Annotated in this window: 10 protein-coding genes and 1 tRNA gene; all 11 read left to right on the forward strand. The window is 72.1% G+C overall.

Features of this window, described 5'->3' with window-relative positions; genetic code table 11:
- Positions 1-21: 21 nt before the first annotated feature.
- Entirely contained in the window at positions 22-363 is a 342-nt protein-coding gene (bldG, locus tag C1703_RS22050) for an anti-sigma factor antagonist BldG (RefSeq protein ID WP_003991900.1), read from the forward strand.
- A gap of 130 nt (positions 364-493) precedes the next feature.
- The gene (locus tag C1703_RS22055; protein WP_010044201.1) at positions 494-931 is read left to right on the forward strand and encodes an ATP-binding protein; all 438 of its coding nucleotides are present in this window, start codon (positions 494-496) and stop codon (positions 929-931) included.
- 296 nt (positions 932-1227) lie between these two features.
- Positions 1228-3633: a sodium-translocating pyrophosphatase gene (locus tag C1703_RS22060; protein ID WP_114254508.1), complete on the forward strand. Its 2406-nt coding sequence runs from the start codon at positions 1228-1230 to the stop codon at positions 3631-3633.
- A 193-nt stretch (positions 3634-3826) separates the two neighbouring features.
- Positions 3827-4414, forward strand: coding sequence for a small secreted protein (locus C1703_RS22065; RefSeq protein WP_114254509.1), 588 nt, complete (start codon positions 3827-3829; stop codon positions 4412-4414).
- A 162-nt stretch (positions 4415-4576) separates the two neighbouring features.
- Entirely contained in the window at positions 4577-6106 is a 1530-nt protein-coding gene (locus C1703_RS22070; protein WP_114254510.1) for a class I SAM-dependent methyltransferase, read from the forward strand.
- Positions 6107-6317: 211 nt separating this feature from the next.
- Positions 6318-6515, forward strand: a complete 198-nt coding sequence (locus C1703_RS22075) for a hypothetical protein (RefSeq protein WP_114254511.1) — start codon at positions 6318-6320, stop codon at positions 6513-6515.
- 245 nt (positions 6516-6760) lie between these two features.
- Positions 6761-9595 (forward strand): type I DNA topoisomerase, encoded by a 2835-nt coding sequence (topA, locus tag C1703_RS22080; protein WP_114254512.1) that lies wholly within the window; start codon positions 6761-6763, stop codon positions 9593-9595.
- A gap of 176 nt (positions 9596-9771) precedes the next feature.
- Positions 9772-13131 (forward strand): dTMP kinase, encoded by a 3360-nt coding sequence (tmk, locus tag C1703_RS22085; protein WP_114254513.1) that lies wholly within the window; start codon positions 9772-9774, stop codon positions 13129-13131.
- 311 nt (positions 13132-13442) lie between these two features.
- Positions 13443-14648 carry a DNA polymerase III subunit delta' gene (locus tag C1703_RS22090; protein WP_114254514.1) on the forward strand — a complete coding sequence of 402 codons (1206 nt, stop codon included), beginning with the start codon at positions 13443-13445 and terminating at the stop codon, positions 14646-14648.
- Positions 14649-14810: 162 nt separating this feature from the next.
- The gene (locus tag C1703_RS22095) at positions 14811-16481 is read left to right on the forward strand and encodes an alpha/beta hydrolase (protein WP_114254515.1); all 1671 of its coding nucleotides are present in this window, start codon (positions 14811-14813) and stop codon (positions 16479-16481) included.
- A 108-nt stretch (positions 16482-16589) separates the two neighbouring features.
- Positions 16590-16666: transfer RNA gene (locus C1703_RS22100), tRNA-Thr, on the forward strand.
- Positions 16667-16778: the final 112 nt, after the last annotated feature.

Here is a 16778-nt window from a genome sequence, read left to right on the forward strand (position 1 = left end):
TAGCAAGGTGCTGGAGGATCCGTGGACCTGTCCCTGTCGACCGAGACCATGGGCGATCGCACGATCGTCAGGGTCGGTGGCGAAATCGACGTATATACCGCGCCCAAGCTGCGCGAGCAGTTGGTCGAGCTGGTGAACGACGGCAGTTTCCACCTTGTCGTCGACATGGAGGGCGTGGACTTCCTCGACTCCACCGGGCTCGGCGTACTGGTCGGCGGCCTCAAGCGCGTGCGGGCCCATGAGGGCTCCCTGCGCCTGGTCTGCAACCAGGAGCGCATTCTGAAGATCTTCCGCATCACCGGCCTCACCAAGGTGTTCCCCATTCACACCTCGGTCGAGGAAGCGGTAGCGGCCACCGACTGAGACCGGACCCGGGCCGTGTGCCCGGGTCCGCAGTGCGGTACGAGTTCCGCAGAAGTGAAGACCGAGGGGGCCCGGGCTTTCGGCGGCCCGGTGCCTCCCGACAGCACGCCCGTAGTTGCGAGGGGGATGCATGGCCACCGTTGAGCTCCGCTTCAGCGCGCTGCCCGAGCACGTCAGAACCGCCCGGCTGGTGGCGGCAGCGGTGGCGCGCAGGGCCGGAGTGGACGAGGCCGTCCTCGACGAGGTCAGGCTCGCCGTCGGCGAGGCGTGCACCCGGGCCGTCGGACTGCATCAGACAGGCGGGATCTCGGCACCGGTGAAGGTGCTGCTGATCGAGGAGGAGAAACAGTTCTCCATCGAGGTCGGCGACGAGGCCCCGCACGCGGTCCCCGGCGAGCGCGGGCCCGGCGCCGGGCCCGGCGACCCCGACGGGGAGGCCGACGAGGACGAGATGGGCCTCGCGGTCATCAGCGGCCTCGTCGACGACGTCGAGGTCAGCGCGGGTGAGCACGGCGGGTCGATCAAGATGACCTGGCCGACCACGCCGCCGCCCACCATCCTGGCCTGACCGCCGCCCACCATCCTGGCCTGACCGGCCACCGCGCACTCCGTTCTTCCGAAGGGCCCCACCCGTGGGGCCCTTCGCCATGTGCGGGTGTCAGTGCGCGCCTTTACAGTAGTTCCTGTGCCGTTCATCGCGTGAATTCGTTCACGATCATTCGCGTGCTCCGCGGTAGTCCCAGAATGCTTTCAGGGCATTACCGCAGAAGGCCAATCCCGTTTATCGCGCTCTGTTTTGATCAGGTTCCGGTACCTACAATCCCGTCCACATCTTGAGCTCAGCCCAAGCGTCAAGGAGGACGAATGGCGGGGCTTTCCATCTCACCACAGTCGGGCCATCCCACAGACCTCGCAGCCGCCGTACTGACCGATGGCAACCGCGTTCTCGTCGTGGTCATCGCGGTCGTCGCGCTGGCGGCGCTCGCGGTCGCGGGGGTCCTGGTGCGCCAGGTACTCGCGGCCGGCGAGGGCACCGACAGCATGAAGAAGATCGCGGCGGCGGTCCAGGAAGGCGCCAACGCCTATCTGGCACGCCAGCTGCGCACGCTCGGCGTATTCGCCGTCGTCGTGTTCTTCCTGCTCATGCTGCTGCCCGCTGACGACTGGAATCAGCGTGTCGGACGGTCGGTGTTCTTCCTGATCGGAGCGGCGTTCTCGGCGGCCACCGGCTATATCGGCATGTGGCTCGCCGTACGCAGCAATGTGCGTGTCGCCGCGGCGGCGCGTGAAGCGACCCCGGCGGCAGGCGAGCCGGAAAAAGATCTGACCGCCGTCTCGCACAAAGCGATGAAGATCGCATTTCGCACCGGCGGCGTGGTCGGCATGTTCACGGTGGGCCTCGGCCTGCTCGGTGCCTCCTGCGTGGTCCTGGTGTACGCGGCCGACGCGCCGAAGGTGCTGGAGGGATTCGGTCTCGGGGCCGCGCTGATCGCGATGTTCATGCGGGTCGGCGGCGGCATCTTCACCAAGGCCGCCGACGTCGGCGCCGACCTGGTCGGCAAAGTCGAGCAGGGCATTCCGGAGGACGATCCGCGCAATGCCGCGACCATCGCCGACAACGTGGGCGACAACGTCGGCGACTGCGCGGGCATGGCGGCCGACCTCTTCGAGTCGTACGCCGTGACGCTGGTCGCCGCGCTGATCCTGGGCTCGGCGGCCTTCGGCGACGCGGGGCTCGGCTTCCCGCTGCTGGTGCCGGCCATCGGTGTGATCACGGCGATGATCGGCATCTTCGCGGTGGCGCCGAGGCGCGCCGACCGCAGCGGCATGAGCGCCATCAACCGCGGGTTCTTCATCTCCGCGGTGATCTCGCTCGTGCTGGTGGCGGTGGCCGTCTTCGTCTACCTGCCGGGGAAGTACTCGGAGCTGGACGGTGTCACCGACGCCGCGATCCAGGGCAAGGACGGCGACCCGCGGATCCTCGCGCTCGTCGCGGTGGCCATCGGCATCGTGCTCGCCGCCCTGATCCAGCAACTGACCGGCTACTTCACGGAGACCACCCGCCGGCCCGTGCGGGACATCGGCAAGACCTCGCTCACCGGCCCGGCCACCGTCGTCCTCGCCGGTATCTCCGTCGGTCTCGAATCCGCCGTCTACACCGCGCTGTTGATCGGCCTGAGCGTGTACGGGGCGTTCCTGCTCGGCGGTACGTCGATCATGCTGGCGCTGTTCGCGGTGGCGCTGGCCGGCACCGGCCTGCTCACCACGGTCGGCGTGATCGTCGCGATGGACACCTTCGGGCCGGTCTCCGACAACGCGCAGGGCATCGCGGAGATGTCCGGCGACGTCGAGGGCGCGGGCGCGCAGGTGCTCACCAACCTGGACGCGGTCGGCAACACCACCAAGGCGATCACCAAGGGCATCGCGATCGCCACGGCCGTGCTGGCGGCGGCGGCGCTGTTCGGTTCCTACCGGGACGCGATCATCACCGGCGCGCGGGACGTGGGCGAGGAGTTGTCCGGGCCGGGCGCGCCGATGAGCCTGATGATGGACATCTCGCAGCCCAACAACCTGGTGGGGCTCGTCGCGGGCGCGGCGGTCGTCTTCCTCTTCTCCGGGCTGGCGATCAACGCCGTGTCGCGGTCGGCGGGTTCCGTGGTCTTCGAGGTGCGGCGGCAGTTCCGGGAGCGGCCCGGGATCATGGACTACAGCGAGAAACCGGAGTACGGCAAGGTCGTCGACATCTGTACGAGGGACGCGCTCAGGGAACTCGCGACTCCCGGTCTGCTCGCCGTCATGGCGCCCATCTTCATCGGGTTCACGCTCGGCGTCGGTCCGCTCGGCGCGTTCCTGGCGGGCGCGATCGGCGCGGGCACGCTGATGGCGGTGTTCCTCGCCAACTCCGGTGGCGCCTGGGACAACGCCAAGAAGCTCGTCGAGGACGGCCACCACGGCGGCAAGGGCAGCGAGGCCCACGCCGCGACGGTCATCGGCGACACGGTCGGCGACCCCTTCAAGGACACCGCCGGTCCCGCGATCAACCCGCTGCTCAAGGTCATGAACCTGGTGGCGCTGCTCATCGCGCCCGCGGTGATCAACTTCTCCTACGGCGCCGACAAGAGCATCGGGGTGCGGATCCTGATCGCGGCGATCGCGTTCCTCGTGATCGTCGGCGCGGTGTACGTGTCGAAGCGGCGCGGGATCGCCATGGGTGACGAAGGCAACGCCGAGCCGGAGCCCAAGTCGGCCGACCCGGCGGTCGTTTCGTAGGGAGGTCCTCCGAGCCCCAGCTCAAGGTGCGGGCGGGCGGAGCGCGTTGGCGCGACGCCCGCCCGCTCTTGTGTGTACACGACCACGCCGTGAGCCTTCTCTCGCTTGGTGCAAAAGGTTACAAAAAGGTCTTAATAGACGTTCGGCGTGCGGTTGCCGTGCATCCGGCGTGTATGTTCCGGGGCCGAGAGCCATGGAAGGGACCAAACCGGTGAACAAGAAGCTCGCGGCCGCACTGTCCGGCGGTGCGGTACTGGTACTGGCGCTGTCGGGCTGCGGCGGCGACGACAACGAGAAGCTGGACTCCTGGGCCAAGCAGGTCTGTGACGCCGTACAGCCGCAGGCCAAGAAGATCGAGTCGGCCAATGCCGCGATCCAGAAGGAGACCTCGGACAACAGCACGCCGGAGGACGTCCAGAAGACCGACGCGCAGGCCTTCCAGGACATGTCCGACGCCTACAAGGCGATCGGGGCCGCGGTGAACAAGGCCGGGGCGCCGGACGTCGAGAACGGCGAGAAGAAGCAGAAGGACGCGGTCACGGAACTCAACTCCATCTCCTCGTCCTACGCCGACCTGAAGAAGCAGGTCGACGGGCTGGACACGAAGGACCAGGGGAAGTTCGCCGACGGCCTCAAGGACATCGCCACCGAGCTGGACAAGCTGAGCAAGAGCGGCAACGACGCGCTCCGGAACCTGGAGGAGGGCGAGGTCGGCCAGGCGATGGCCCGTCAGTCGAGCTGCAAGGCGGCCACGGCGTCGGCGGGGGCCACGCAGAGCTGAGTGCACTGGTCCCGGTTGTGGCCTGTGGTCTGAGGGTGGCCTGTGGGGCGGGTGTGAACTTGCGCAGCCGCCCCGCGGGGACACGCGCGATAGCCGGTAGAGACGCGCGCGAGACCCGGTACGGGCACGTGCGACACCGGTGCCGGCGGCCACAATGGGGGCGTGAGTAACGCCAGTCAGTCACCCCTGTCCCCGCTGCCCTCCACCGACCGTCCCGAGGTCGCCGCCCGGCTCCGGGAGGCCCTGCTCGCGGCCTCCTTCACGGCCGACGGACTGCTCGAACTGCTCGGTGCCCCCGCGTACGCGGCGCTGGCCCGGAGCGAGACCGTGCCCGCGCTCCGGGCCACCCGCGGGGACACGCCGCTGGAGATGCTCGTCCGGCTGTTCCTGCTCCAGCAGCCCGTGCCGCACGCGCGCGTGGCGGACGTCCTGCCCGTCGACGCCTGCCTGGAGAGCGGCTGGCTGGTGCCCGCCGGCGGCGACGAACTCGCCGCCGCGGTGGACGTCCGGCCCTACGGCGGCCCCGGCGGCGAGGACTGGTTCATCGTGTCGGACCTCGGCTGCGCCGTCGGCGGCGCCGGCGGGATCGGCCGGCACGACGAGGGAGTCGTCCTCGGGGTCGGCGGCGCCTCGACGACCCTCGCCGGCATCACCGTCCGCACGCCCGTCGCCGCCGCCCTCGACCTCGGCACCGGCTCCGGCATCCAGGCCCTGCACGCCGCGCAGCACGCCACCCGGGTGACGGCCACCGACCTCAACCCGCGCGCCCTGCACATCACCGCCCTCACGCTGGCGCTGTCCGGCGCCCCGGCCGCCGATCTGCGCGAGGGCTCCCTCTTCGCACCGGTCCGCGACGACGAGCGGTACGACCTGATCGTCTCCAACCCGCCGTTCGTGATCTCGCCCGGCGCCCGGCTCACCTACCGCGACGGCGGGATGGGCGGGGACGATCTGTGCCGCACGCTCGTTCAGGAGGCAGGGGAACGGCTGAACGAGGGCGGGTTCGCGCAGTTCCTCGCCAACTGGCAGCACGTGGAAGGGGAGGACTGGCAGGACAGGCTCAGGTCATGGGTGCCCCGGGGCTGCGACGCGTGGATCGTGCAGCGCGAGGTGCAGGACGTCAACCAGTACGCCGAGCTGTGGCTGCGGGACGCGGGTGACCACCGCGGCGACGTGGCGGAGTACCAGGCGCGGTACGACGCATGGCTCGACGAGTTCGAGGCGCGCAAGGTGAAGGCCGTCGGCTTCGGCTGGATCACCCTGCGCAGGACGGACGCCGCCGTGCCCTCCCTCACGGTGGAGGAGTGGCCGCATCCGGTCGAGCAGCCGCTCGGCGACAGCATCCGGAACCACTTCGACCGGCTCGACTACCTGCGCGAGCACGACGACGCCGCCCTGCTCGAAGGGCACTTCCGGCTCGCCGCCGAGATCGTGCAGGAGCAGGTCGGGCTGCCCGGCGCCGAGGACCCGGAGCACGTGGTGCTGCGGCAGAACCGCGGCATGCGCCGGGCGACCCGGGTGGACACGGTCGGCGCGGGCTTCGCGGGCGTGTGCGACGGCACGATGAGCGCCGGCCGCATCCTCGACGCCATCGCCCAGCTGGTCGGCGAGGACCCGGTGCTGCTGCGCGACCGCACACCGGCGCAGATCCGGCTGCTGGTGGAGCAGGGGTTCCTGGAGCCGGCCGGCTGAGGGGCCCGGAGCGGGTTCCGCCGAGGAGGCCGCCAACAAATTCGAGTCGATTTGAACACCTCGTCCGAAAGGGGCCGTGAGGGGCTGGACGTCCTTGATCGGCAGCCGTGTCGCCCCCGAGTTCACCTCGGGTTCGCCTGCCCGCCGCCCGCGCGTGTCAGCCTCCCGGGGCTGGGGAGTCACGGACGTGAGAAAAGGGGCACGGCGGGCCATGGAGAGCGAACCGGCGATCTTCGCGGGAGCGGTGTTCTCCCTGTTCGGAGGGGGACTGCTGGCCTGGACCGTGACGCGCGTGCGCCAGCACCGGCCCGTCGCCCACGGCGTGCGGCCGGCCGTGTCGGCGACCCTCGCGAGCGTCGTCGCGGTGCTCGCCCTCGTGGTCGGAACGTGGTGCTTCACCCGCCTGTGAGTCCCGGGCGGGAGACGTACCCGCCCGTGACCGGGAGGTCGCGCTCCGCGCAGGGCCGGGCTTGCTCTGGGTACTCCGGGCGGCAGGATTGGTGGTAGTCGGGTTACCGTTCGAGTGGCCGTTGCGGGCTTTTCCCGTTTGACACGGGGGCGGGCTGTACCGTCACACTCCGCAGCGTCACCACCTACCCAGCCCCGGTAAGCGACTCCGGGGAGGCCCAGCGTCGACCGGAGAGAAGAGCGAAGTTGTCCCCGACCAGCGAGACCGCGAAGGGCGGCCGCCGACTCGTCATCGTCGAGTCGCCTGCCAAGGCGAAGACGATCAAGGGCTATCTCGGGCCCGGATACACCGTCGAGGCGAGCGTCGGGCACATCCGCGACCTTCCCAACGGCGCCGCCGAGGTGCCCGACAAGTACACCGGCGAGGTCCGCCGGCTCGGTGTGGACGTCGACCACGACTTCCAGCCGATCTATGTGGTCAACGCCGATAAGAAGGCGCAGGTCAAGAAGCTCAAGGACCTGCTGAAGGACTCCGACGAGCTCTTCCTCGCCACCGATGAGGACCGCGAGGGCGAGGCCATCGCCTGGCACCTCCAGGAGGTGCTCAAGCCGAAGGTCCCGGTCAAGCGGATGGTCTTCCACGAGATCACCAAGGCCGCGATCCAGGCCGCCGTGGCCAACCCGCGCCAGCTCAACCAGAAGCTCGTCGACGCCCAGGAGACCCGCCGCATCCTCGACCGCCTCTACGGCTACGAGGTCTCGCCGGTCCTGTGGAAGAAGGTCATGCCGCGGCTGTCCGCGGGCCGTGTCCAGTCCGTCGCCACCCGTCTCGTCGTGGAGCGGGAACGCGAGCGCATCGCCTTTCGTTCGGCTGAGTACTGGGACCTGACGGGTACCTTCGCGACCGGCCGCGCGGGAGACCCGTCGGACCCGTCGTCGCTGGTCGCGCGCCTGCAGACCGTCGACGGCAGGCGGGTCGCGCAGGGCCGCGACTTCGACTCCCTGGGACAACTGAAGAGCGCGAACACCCTCCACCTCGACGAGGCGAACGCCCGCGCCCTCGCCGCCGCCCTGGAGCAGACGCGGTTCGCCGTCCGCTCGGTCGAGTCCAAGCCCTACCGCCGCTCGCCGTACGCCCCGTTCCGTACGACGACGCTGCAGCAGGAGGCCAGCCGCAAGCTCGGCTTCGGCGCGAAGGCCACGATGCAGATCGCGCAGAAGCTGTACGAGAACGGCTACATCACGTACATGCGTACGGACTCCACGACCCTGAGCGACACGGCGGTCGCCGCCGCCCGCGCCCAGGTCACGCAGCTGTACGGCGCCGACTACCTGCCGCCGCAGCCGCGGACGTACGCCGGGAAGGTCAAGAACGCGCAGGAGGCCCACGAGGCGATCCGCCCCTCGGGTGATCGTTTCCGCACTCCCGCCGAGACCGGGCTGACCGGCGACCAGTTCAAGCTCTACGAGCTGATCTGGAAGCGGACGGTCGCCTCCCAGATGAAGGACGCGACCGGCAACAGCGTCACGGTGAAGATCGGCGGCGCCGCCTCCGACGGCCGGGACGTCGAGTTCAGCGCGTCCGGCAAGACGATCACCTTCCACGGCTTCCTGAAGGCCTACGTCGAGGGCGCCGACGACCCGAACGCCGAGCTCGACGACCGCGAGCGCCGGCTGCCCCAGGTCTCCGAGGGCGACGCCCTGAGCGCCGAGGAGATCACGGTCGACGGGCACGCCACCAAGCCCCCGGCCCGCTACACCGAGGCCTCCCTGGTCAAGGAGCTGGAGGAGCGCGAGATCGGCCGTCCGTCGACGTACGCGTCGATCATCGGCACGATCCTGGACCGCGGCTACGTGTTCAAGAAGGGCACGGCCCTGGTGCCGTCCTTCCTGTCCTTCGCCGTGGTCAACCTCCTGGAGAAGCACTTCGGGCGGCTGGTGGACTACGACTTCACCGCCAAGATGGAGGACGACCTCGACCGCATCGCCCGCGGCGAGGCGCAGGCCGTGCCGTGGCTGAAGCGGTTCTACTTCGGCGAGGGCGGCAGCAACGGCGACGCGGCCGACGCCGGCAACGGCGACGGGGACCACCTCGGCGGCCTCAAGGAACTGGTCACCGACCTGGGCGCGATCGACGCGCGCGAGGTGTCGTCGTTCCCCGTGGGCAACGACATCGTGCTGCGCGTCGGGCGCTACGGTCCCTACATCGAGCGCGGCGAGAAGGACACTGAGCAGCACCAGCGCGCCGACATCCCCGACGACCTCGCCCCGGACGAGCTGTCCGTGGAGCTGGCCGAGGAGCTGCTGGCCAAGCCCAGCGGCGACTTCGAGCTGGGCACCGACCCGGCCACCGGCCACACGATCGTCGCCAAGGACGGCCGCTACGGCCCGTACGTGACGGAGGTCCTCCCGGAGGGCACCCCGAAGACGGGCAAGAACGCGGTCAAGCCGCGCACGGCGTCCCTCTTCAAGTCGATGTCGCTGGACACGGTGACCCTCGACGACGCCCTGAAGCTGATGTCGCTGCCGCGCGTCGTCGGCACGGACGCCGAGGGCCAGGAGATCACCGCGCAGAACGGCCGCTACGGCCCGTACCTGAAGAAGGGCACGGACTCGCGCTCGCTCCAGTCCGAGGAGCAGCTCTTCACGATCACGCTGGAGGAGGCGCTGGCGATCTACGCCCAGCCCAAGCAGCGTGGCCGGGCCGCCGCCAAGCCGCCGCTGAAGGAACTGGGCACCGACCCGGTCAGCGAGAAGCCGGTCGTCGTCAAGGACGGCCGCTTCGGGCCGTACGTCACCGACGGCGAGACCAACGCGACCCTGCGCTCCGGCGACAGCGTCGAGACGATCACCCCGGAGCGCGGGTTCGAGCTGCTCGCCGAGAAGCGCGCGAAGGGGCCGGCGAAGAAGACCGCGAAGAAGGCGGCCAAGAAGGCGCCGGCGAAGAAGACGGCGACGGCGGCCAAGAAGACAGCGGCGAAGAAGACCACGACCGCGAAGAAGACGACGGCGAAGAAGACCACCACCGCGAAGAAGACGGCCGCCAAGACGGCGACCGCCGCGAAGTCGGCGGAGGACTGAGGCCGTTCAGGCCTGTTGAAGACAAGCCGAGGACCCGTCGCGGGCCCGGGCCGCCAAGGTCCGGGGCTTCGCCCAGGGTTCGGAAAGCGAACGCCCCGGCAACACTTCGGTGTCGGGGCGTGCGCATGCCAGGCCGGGCGGCCCGGGGTGTCGGTGCCTCCCGATAGGCTGAATGCATGACGCGAGCCGAGCACCCAACGGCCCCTCAGCCGGCCCCCGACGACGCCCTGGTCGCGGACTCCCGCGAGCGTGCCGTCCGCGCCCTGCTGCGCCGTCCGCAGCTGAAGCGGTTGTGGAGCGCCCAGCTCGTGGGAGGCGTGGGCGACACCCTCGCGCTCCTCGTGCTGGTCGTCCTCGCCCTCCAGGCGTCCATCGCGGAGGGCTCGTTCGGGGGCGGCTACCGAGGCGTGGCGTTCGCAGTGGCGACCGTTTTCGGGGTGCGCATCCTCGCGACGCTCCTCTTCGGCGCCGTGCTCCTCGGGCCGCTCACCGCGCTCACCTCCCAGGACGGCCCGCTCGACCGCCGCTGGACCATGGTCGGCGCGGACGGGCTGCGCGCCGCGCTGCTCATCGTCGCGCCCCTGTGGATCGACTGGACGCCCGAGGACGCGCTGGCCATCCTCCTCGTCACCGCCTTCGTGACGGGAGTCGCCGAGCGGTTCTGGACGGTGTGCCGCGAGAGCGCGGCCCCCGCCCTGCTGCCCGCCCCGCCGCCGGAGGGCGCGACGGTCCGGCCGCTGCCGGACCACATGGACGCCCTGCGCCGGCTGTCGCTGCGCACGGGCTTCGTGGCGATCCCCCTCGCGGCCGTCGCCCTCGTCGTCGCGGCCCTCTTCAACAACCTGCTGGGCGCCGGCATCGACTGGTTCGCCCAGCACCAGGCGGCCCTCGCCTCCTACGTCGCCGCCGGGCTGTTCGCCGCGTCCCTGTCCGTGCTGACCTTCCTGGAGCTGCCCGCCACGCGCACCCCGCGCGCGCGGTCGCCGCTCGAAGGGCTGCGCCGCCCGAAGACCACCACGGGCGCCGAGAAGGGCCGCACCGGCGCGATGCCGCTGCTCGTGCTGGCCTGCGCCGCCGTCGCCACCGCGGTGTCGGCCGCCGTCGCCGTGGCCGTCCTGCACGCCAAGGACCTGGGCGGCGGCCCGGTCCTGTTCGGGCTGTTCGCGGCCGCGCTGACCGGCGGTGTCGTCGTCGGCATCCGTACGGCGCCCCGCCTGCTGCCCGCCCTGTCGCGCCGTCGGCTCCTCGCGCTGGCGGTCGCCTTCACCGGTGTCGCGCTGCTGGCCGCCGGCCTGGTCCCGGACGTCACCAGCGTGCTGCTGATCCTCGCGCTGGCCGGTGCCGGCGCCGGCCTGGCCGCCAACATCGGGCACACCCTGCTCGACCAGGAGACCGAGGAGTACCGGCGGTCCCGTACGACGGAGCACCTGCACGCGGTCGTCCGCGTCTGCGTGGCGCTCGGCGCGGTGATCGCCCCGGTGGTGGCGGCGGGCATCGGGCCGCACCGGCTGGAGAGCGGCAAGTTCGTCTTCGCGCACGGCGGAGCCGCCTTCACGCTGATGCTGGCCGGCGCCCTGCTGCTGCCGGTCGCCGCGCTGGTGCTGGCCAAGGTCGACGACCGCTCCGGCGTGCCCCTGCGGCAGGACCTCAAGGACGCCCTGCTCGGCGGCGACGACCCGGAGCAGGCGCCCGCCGCGTCCGGCTTCTTCATCGCCCTGGAGGGCGGCGACGGGGCCGGCAAGTCCACGCAGGCCGAGGCGCTCGCCGAGTGGATCCGCGCCAAGGGCCACGAGGTCGTGCTGACCCGCGAGCCGGGGGCGACGCCGGTGGGCAAGCGGCTGCGGTCGATCCTGCTGGACGTGTCGAGCGCGGGCCTGTCGCACCGCGCGGAGGCGCTGCTGTACGCGGCCGACCGGGCCGAGCACATCGACACCGTCGTACGACCCGCCCTGGAGCGCGGCGCGGTCGTCATCTCCGACCGGTACATCGACTCCTCCGTGGCCTACCAGGGCGCGGGCCGAGACCTGTCGCCGACGGAGATCGCCCGGATCAACCGCTGGGCGACGGACGGACTCGTGCCGCATCTGACCGTGCTGCTGGACGTCGCGCCGGAGACCGCGCGCGAACGGTTCACCGAGGCGCCCGACCGGCTGGAGTCGGAGCCCGCCGAGTTCCACGCGCGCGTGCGGGCCGGTTTCCTCACCCTGGCCGCGGCCGACGCCGGCCGGTACCTGGTGGTGGACGCCGGCCAGGAGCCCGAGGCCGTCACCACCGTCATCCGGCACCGGCTCGACCAGGTGCTGCCGCTGTCCGAGGCCGAGATCAAGGCCCGCGAGGAGGCCCGGAAGAAGGCCGAGGAGGAAGCCCGCCGCAAGGCCGAGGAAGAGGCCGCCCGCAAGGCCGAGGAGGAGCGCCTGGAGCGCGAGCGCCAGGAGCAGCTGGCCAAGCTGCGCGCCGAGGAGGAGGAGCGCAAGCGCCGCGAGCTGGAGGAGGCGCAGCGCCGCGAGGCCGAACGGCAGGCGGAGGAGGCCCGGCGCCGGGCCGAGGAAGCGCGGAGGAAGGCCGAGGAGGAGCGGGCGCGGCTCCTCGCGGAGGAGAAGGCCCGGGCCGAGGAGGAGGCCCGCCGCAAGGCCGAGGAGGAACGGCGCCGCAAGCAGGCCGAGGAGGAGGCCCGGCTGCGGGCCGAGGCCGAGGCGCTCCGCCTGGAGAAGCAGCGCAAGGCCGAGGAGGCCCTGCTGCGGGCCGAGGAGGCACGGCGGCTCGCGGAGGCGGCGGCCGCCGCGGCCGCGGCCGGGCCGAAGATCTCCATGTCCAAGAGCCCCGCGCCGGAGCGCCCCTCCGGCCCGGCGGCGGGTCAGGACGCGGCGACCGTGCCGACGCCCGTGGTGACACCGGGCGGCTCGGCGGACGACACGACCGTGCTGCGTCCCGTGCGGGACGAGGAGCACGACCCGGGCCGGACCTCGGGGGTGTCCGACGCCGAGGTGACGGCCGAGCTGCCGAAGCCGCCGGTTCCGCCGGGGGCGGGGGAGGAGACGGAGGTCCTGCCGCCGGTTCGGTCCGGGACCGACCCGTGGGCCGGTTCCCGGGACGAGACCGAGGTGCTGCCCCAGGTGCCCTCCGGGGCGACGGACGAGACGGCTGTGCTGCCGCCTGTGCGGCCCGGGGGCGCCGAGGACAGGACTGTGCGCTCCGGGGACGCGGAGGAGACGGCCGTGCTGCCGCCCGTGCGGCCCGGGGATGCCGAGGAGACGGCCGTGCTGCCGCCCGTCCGCGGGGACGAACCGGCGGACCGGGTGCCGCCCGGCTATTTCCGGGACGACTCCCCGGCCGCCCGGCCCGACGGGACCGAGGACCGGACGCGTGAGCTGCCCCAGGTCGACGCCGAGGGCACCCCGCGCCGCAGGCGGTCCGACTGGGCCGAGGAGACGCCGCTGGACGACCTGCCCTCGCTGGCGGACGAGCTGCTCGGACCGCACGAGGACGAGTCGGACGAGGGGCGCGGGCGCCGGGGCAGGGGCGGCCGGGGCCGCTGAGGCCTCCGGCGGACGGACGCAGACGGCGGGTCCGGGCCGGGAGTGTCGTGGGAACCGGGCCTGGACCGGGTCTGCCCCAGGAGCCGCGGCCCGACCGTGGCACGGCCGCTGCACGGCTCCGGCGCGGCCTCGGCATGGCTCGCGTACGGCTCGACATGGCTCTCGTACGGCCGCGGTACGGCCCCGGCACGGCCGTTGCCCCGGCCCTGCCGCGCTGTCGGCCGGGGCAGGCGGGCGCGGAGGGCGATGTCAGTGGTCGCCCCCACAATGGACCTCGCAAGGCGGAACGTGACGGAAGGGCGGCGTGACCCATGACCGTGTGGGACGACCTCGTCGGGCAGGAGAGGGTGAGCGAGCAGCTGGCCGCTGCCGCCCGGGACGCCGACGCCCTGGTCACCGCGGCCGCGACCGACACCCCCCCGCCCGAGGCGTCGAAGATGACGCACGCGTGGCTGTTCACGGGCCCACCGGGAGCCGGCCGCAACCAGGCGGCGCGGGCGTTCGCGGCGGCCCTCCAGTGCGTCAGCCCCGACCGCGCGCTCGGCGGAGCCCCGGGCTGCGGCTTCTGCGACGGCTGCCACACGGCCCTGATCGGCACGCACGCCGACGTCACCACGGTCGCCGCGGTCGGCACGCAGATCCTCGCCGACGACATGCGCGACACGGTCCGCAAGTCGTTCACCTCGCCCGCGAACGGCCGCTGGCAGATCATCCTCGTCGAGGACGCCGAGCGGCTGAACGAGAAGTCGGCCAACGCCGTCCTGAAGGCCGTGGAGGAGCCCGCCCCCCGCACGGTCTGGCTGCTCTGCGCCCCCTCCATCGAGGACGTCCTGCCGACCATCCGCTCCCGCTGCCGCCACCTGAACCTGAGCACGCCGTCGGTCGACGCCGTCGCCGACATGCTCGTCCGCCGCGAGGGCATCGAGCCGGACGTCGCCGCGGCGGCGGCCCGCGCGACCCAGGGCCACGTCGACCGGGCCCGCCGCCTGGCCACCGACCCGGCCGCGCGGGAGCGCCGTGCCGCCGTGCTGCGGCTGCCGCTGCGGGTGGACGACATCGGCAGTGCGCTCAAGGCCGCCCAGGAGCTCGTCGACGCGGCCGCCGAGGACGCCAAGCAGCTCGCGGAGGAGACGGACGTCAAGGAGACCGAGGAGCTGAAGGCCGCCCTCGGCGCGTCCCAGGGCGGCCGCATGCCGCGCGGCACCGCGGGCGTGATGAAGGACCTGGAGGACAAGCAGAAGCGCCGCAGGACGCGCACGCAGCGCGACAGCCTCGACCTCGCCCTGACCGACCTCACGGCCTTCTACCGCGACGTCCTCGCCCTCCAGCTCGGCTCCCGCGTGGCCATCGCCAACGCGGACGCCGAGGACGCCCTGGAGCGCCTCGCCCGCGGCAGCTCCCCGGAGTCCACGCTCCGCCGTATCGAGGCCATCGCCGCCTGCCGTGAGGCGCTCGACCGCAATGTGGCACCGCTGCTCGCGGTGGAGGCGATGACGATGGCGCTCAGAGCGGGCTGAGGCGAGGCGCGCACGGCTCGCGAGTGCACGCGCGCGAGTATCCCGCGCGGGGCACGCGCGGGATACTCGCGGGATTGAAGCGCGTGATGGACGGCGTCACTCGTACGAGGCACGACACGCACGCAGGGCATCCATTCCGTCGCGCAGAGTTACGCTCACTGGATGTACACAAGGCGTACCCCCCGCACCGCCTCGGCCCCGACCGCTTCGGCCTCCACCGCCTCGGCCCCCCGCTCCGGCGGCCTCCACCGCCGGGCCCGCAGCGGAGCCAGGACCGCGGCCGGCCTCCTCGCCACGGCCGCGCTGCTCGTCTCCGCCTGCTCCTCCGGAAGCTCGACGACGGCCACCGCGTCCGCCGCCTCCGCGGCGGCCGACACGGCCGTCCTCGTCGCGCTGCCGCGGCCCGTCCCCGCGGCGCTCTCGCCGTACTACCGGCAGAAGCCGGCCTGGCGCGGCTGCGGCGTCCCGGGCTTCGAGTGCGCCACGGTCAAGGCACCGCTCGACTACGACAAGCCGTCCGGCGGCGACGTCCGGCTCGCCGTCGCCCGCAAGAAGGCCACCGGCCCGGGCGCGCGGCTCGGCTCGCTGCTGGTGAACCCCGGCGGGCCCGGCGGCTCGGCGATCGGCTACGTGCAGGCGTACGCGGGCATCGGCTATCCGTCCGAGGTACGGGCCCGCTACGACATGGTGGCGGTCGACCCGCGCGGCGTGGCCCGCAGCGAGCCCGTCGAGTGCCTGGACGGGCCGGAGATGGACGCGTACACGCAGACGGACGCCACGCCCGACGACGCGAAGGAGACCGACGGGCTGGTCGCGGCGTACCGGACGTTCGCCGAGGGCTGCGGCGCGGACGCGCCCAGGCTGCTGCGCCATGTGTCGACGGTGGAGGCGGCCCGGGACATGGACATCGTGCGGGCGGCGCTCGGCGACGAGAAGCTCAACTTCGTCGGCGCCTCCTACGGGACCTTCCTCGGCGCGACGTACGCCGGGCTCTTCCCGCAGCGGACGGGCCGACTGGTGCTGGACGGCGCGATGGACCCGTCGCTGCCCGCCCGGCGGCTGAACCTCGAGCAGACGGCGGGCTTCGAGACGGCGTTCCGCTCGTTCGCCCGGGACTGCGTACGGCAGCCCGACTGCCCGCTGGGCGGCGCGGGCACCTCGCCCGGGAAGGCCGGCGAGAACCTGAAGGCGTTCTTCGAGAAGCTGGACGCGCGCCCCGTCCCGACCGGTGACGCCGACGGCCGCAAGCTGACCGAGTCGCTGGCCACGACCGGCGTGATCGCCGCCATGTACGACGAGGGCGCCTGGCAGCAACTGCGCGAGGCGCTGACGTCCGCGATGAAGAAGAACGACGGCTCCGGACTCCTCGCCCTGTCCGACGGCTACTACGAGCGGGACCCCGACGGCCGCTACAGCAACCTGATGTTCGCCAACGCGGCGGTGAACTGCCTGGACCTGCCGCCCGCCTTCGACACCCCCGACGAGGTGCGCAGGTCCCTCGCCGCGTTCCAGAAGGCGTCCCCGGTCTTCGGTGAGGGTCTGGCCTGGGCCGCCCTCAACTGCGCGTACTGGCCCGTGCGGGCCACGGGCGAGCCGCACCGCATCGAGGCCAAGGGGGCGGCGCCCATCGTCGTGGTCGGCACCACCCGCGACCCGGCGACGCCGTACCGCTGGGCCGAGGCCCTGGCCGGCCAGCTCTCCTCGGCCCGCCTGCTCACCTACGAGGGCGACGGCCACACGGCCTACGGCCGCGGCAGTTCCTGCATCGACTCCACGATCAACGCGTACCTGCTCCGCGGCACCCCGCCGCAGGACGGAAAGCGCTGCTCATAGCCGTTGCGCCCGGCCCCGGAGGGCTCCCCTCCGGGGCTGGTACGGAGCACCCCCGGAAACTGTGTAGACTTACCGTCGTTGCTGATCGCACCATAGTGCGGACGGCGCGCCGCCTTAGCTCAGATGGCCAGAGCAACGCACTCGTAATGCGTAGGTCTCGGGTTCGAATCCCGAAGGCGGCTCCATGGTGAACCCCAGGTCAGGTCTCTGACCTGGGGTTTCTTGTTTTCTTTGACCTTGGAATCTCTGCAAATCGGGCACTGCCGTGCGGCGGGGGCGCAGTCCTTTCCGTCGCTG

It is taken from the genome of Streptomyces sp. Go-475 (assembly GCF_003330845.1).
Lineage (GTDB): Bacteria > Actinomycetota > Actinomycetes > Streptomycetales > Streptomycetaceae > Streptomyces.

Coding starts and splice junctions, on each gene's coding strand:
- C1703_RS22095 (WP_114254515.1), top strand. CDS start 14,811: ATGTACACAAGGCGTACCCCCCGCACCGCCTCGGCCCCGACCGCTTCG.
- C1703_RS22060 (WP_114254508.1), top strand. CDS start 1,228: ATGGCGGGGCTTTCCATCTCACCACAGTCGGGCCATCCCACAGACCTC.
- tmk (WP_114254513.1), top strand. CDS start 9,772: ATGACGCGAGCCGAGCACCCAACGGCCCCTCAGCCGGCCCCCGACGAC.
- C1703_RS22055 (WP_010044201.1), top strand. CDS start 494: ATGGCCACCGTTGAGCTCCGCTTCAGCGCGCTGCCCGAGCACGTCAGA.
- C1703_RS22075 (WP_114254511.1), top strand. CDS start 6,318: ATGGAGAGCGAACCGGCGATCTTCGCGGGAGCGGTGTTCTCCCTGTTC.
- C1703_RS22065 (WP_114254509.1), top strand. CDS start 3,827: ATGGAAGGGACCAAACCGGTGAACAAGAAGCTCGCGGCCGCACTGTCC.
- C1703_RS22090 (WP_114254514.1), top strand. CDS start 13,443: ATGACCGTGTGGGACGACCTCGTCGGGCAGGAGAGGGTGAGCGAGCAG.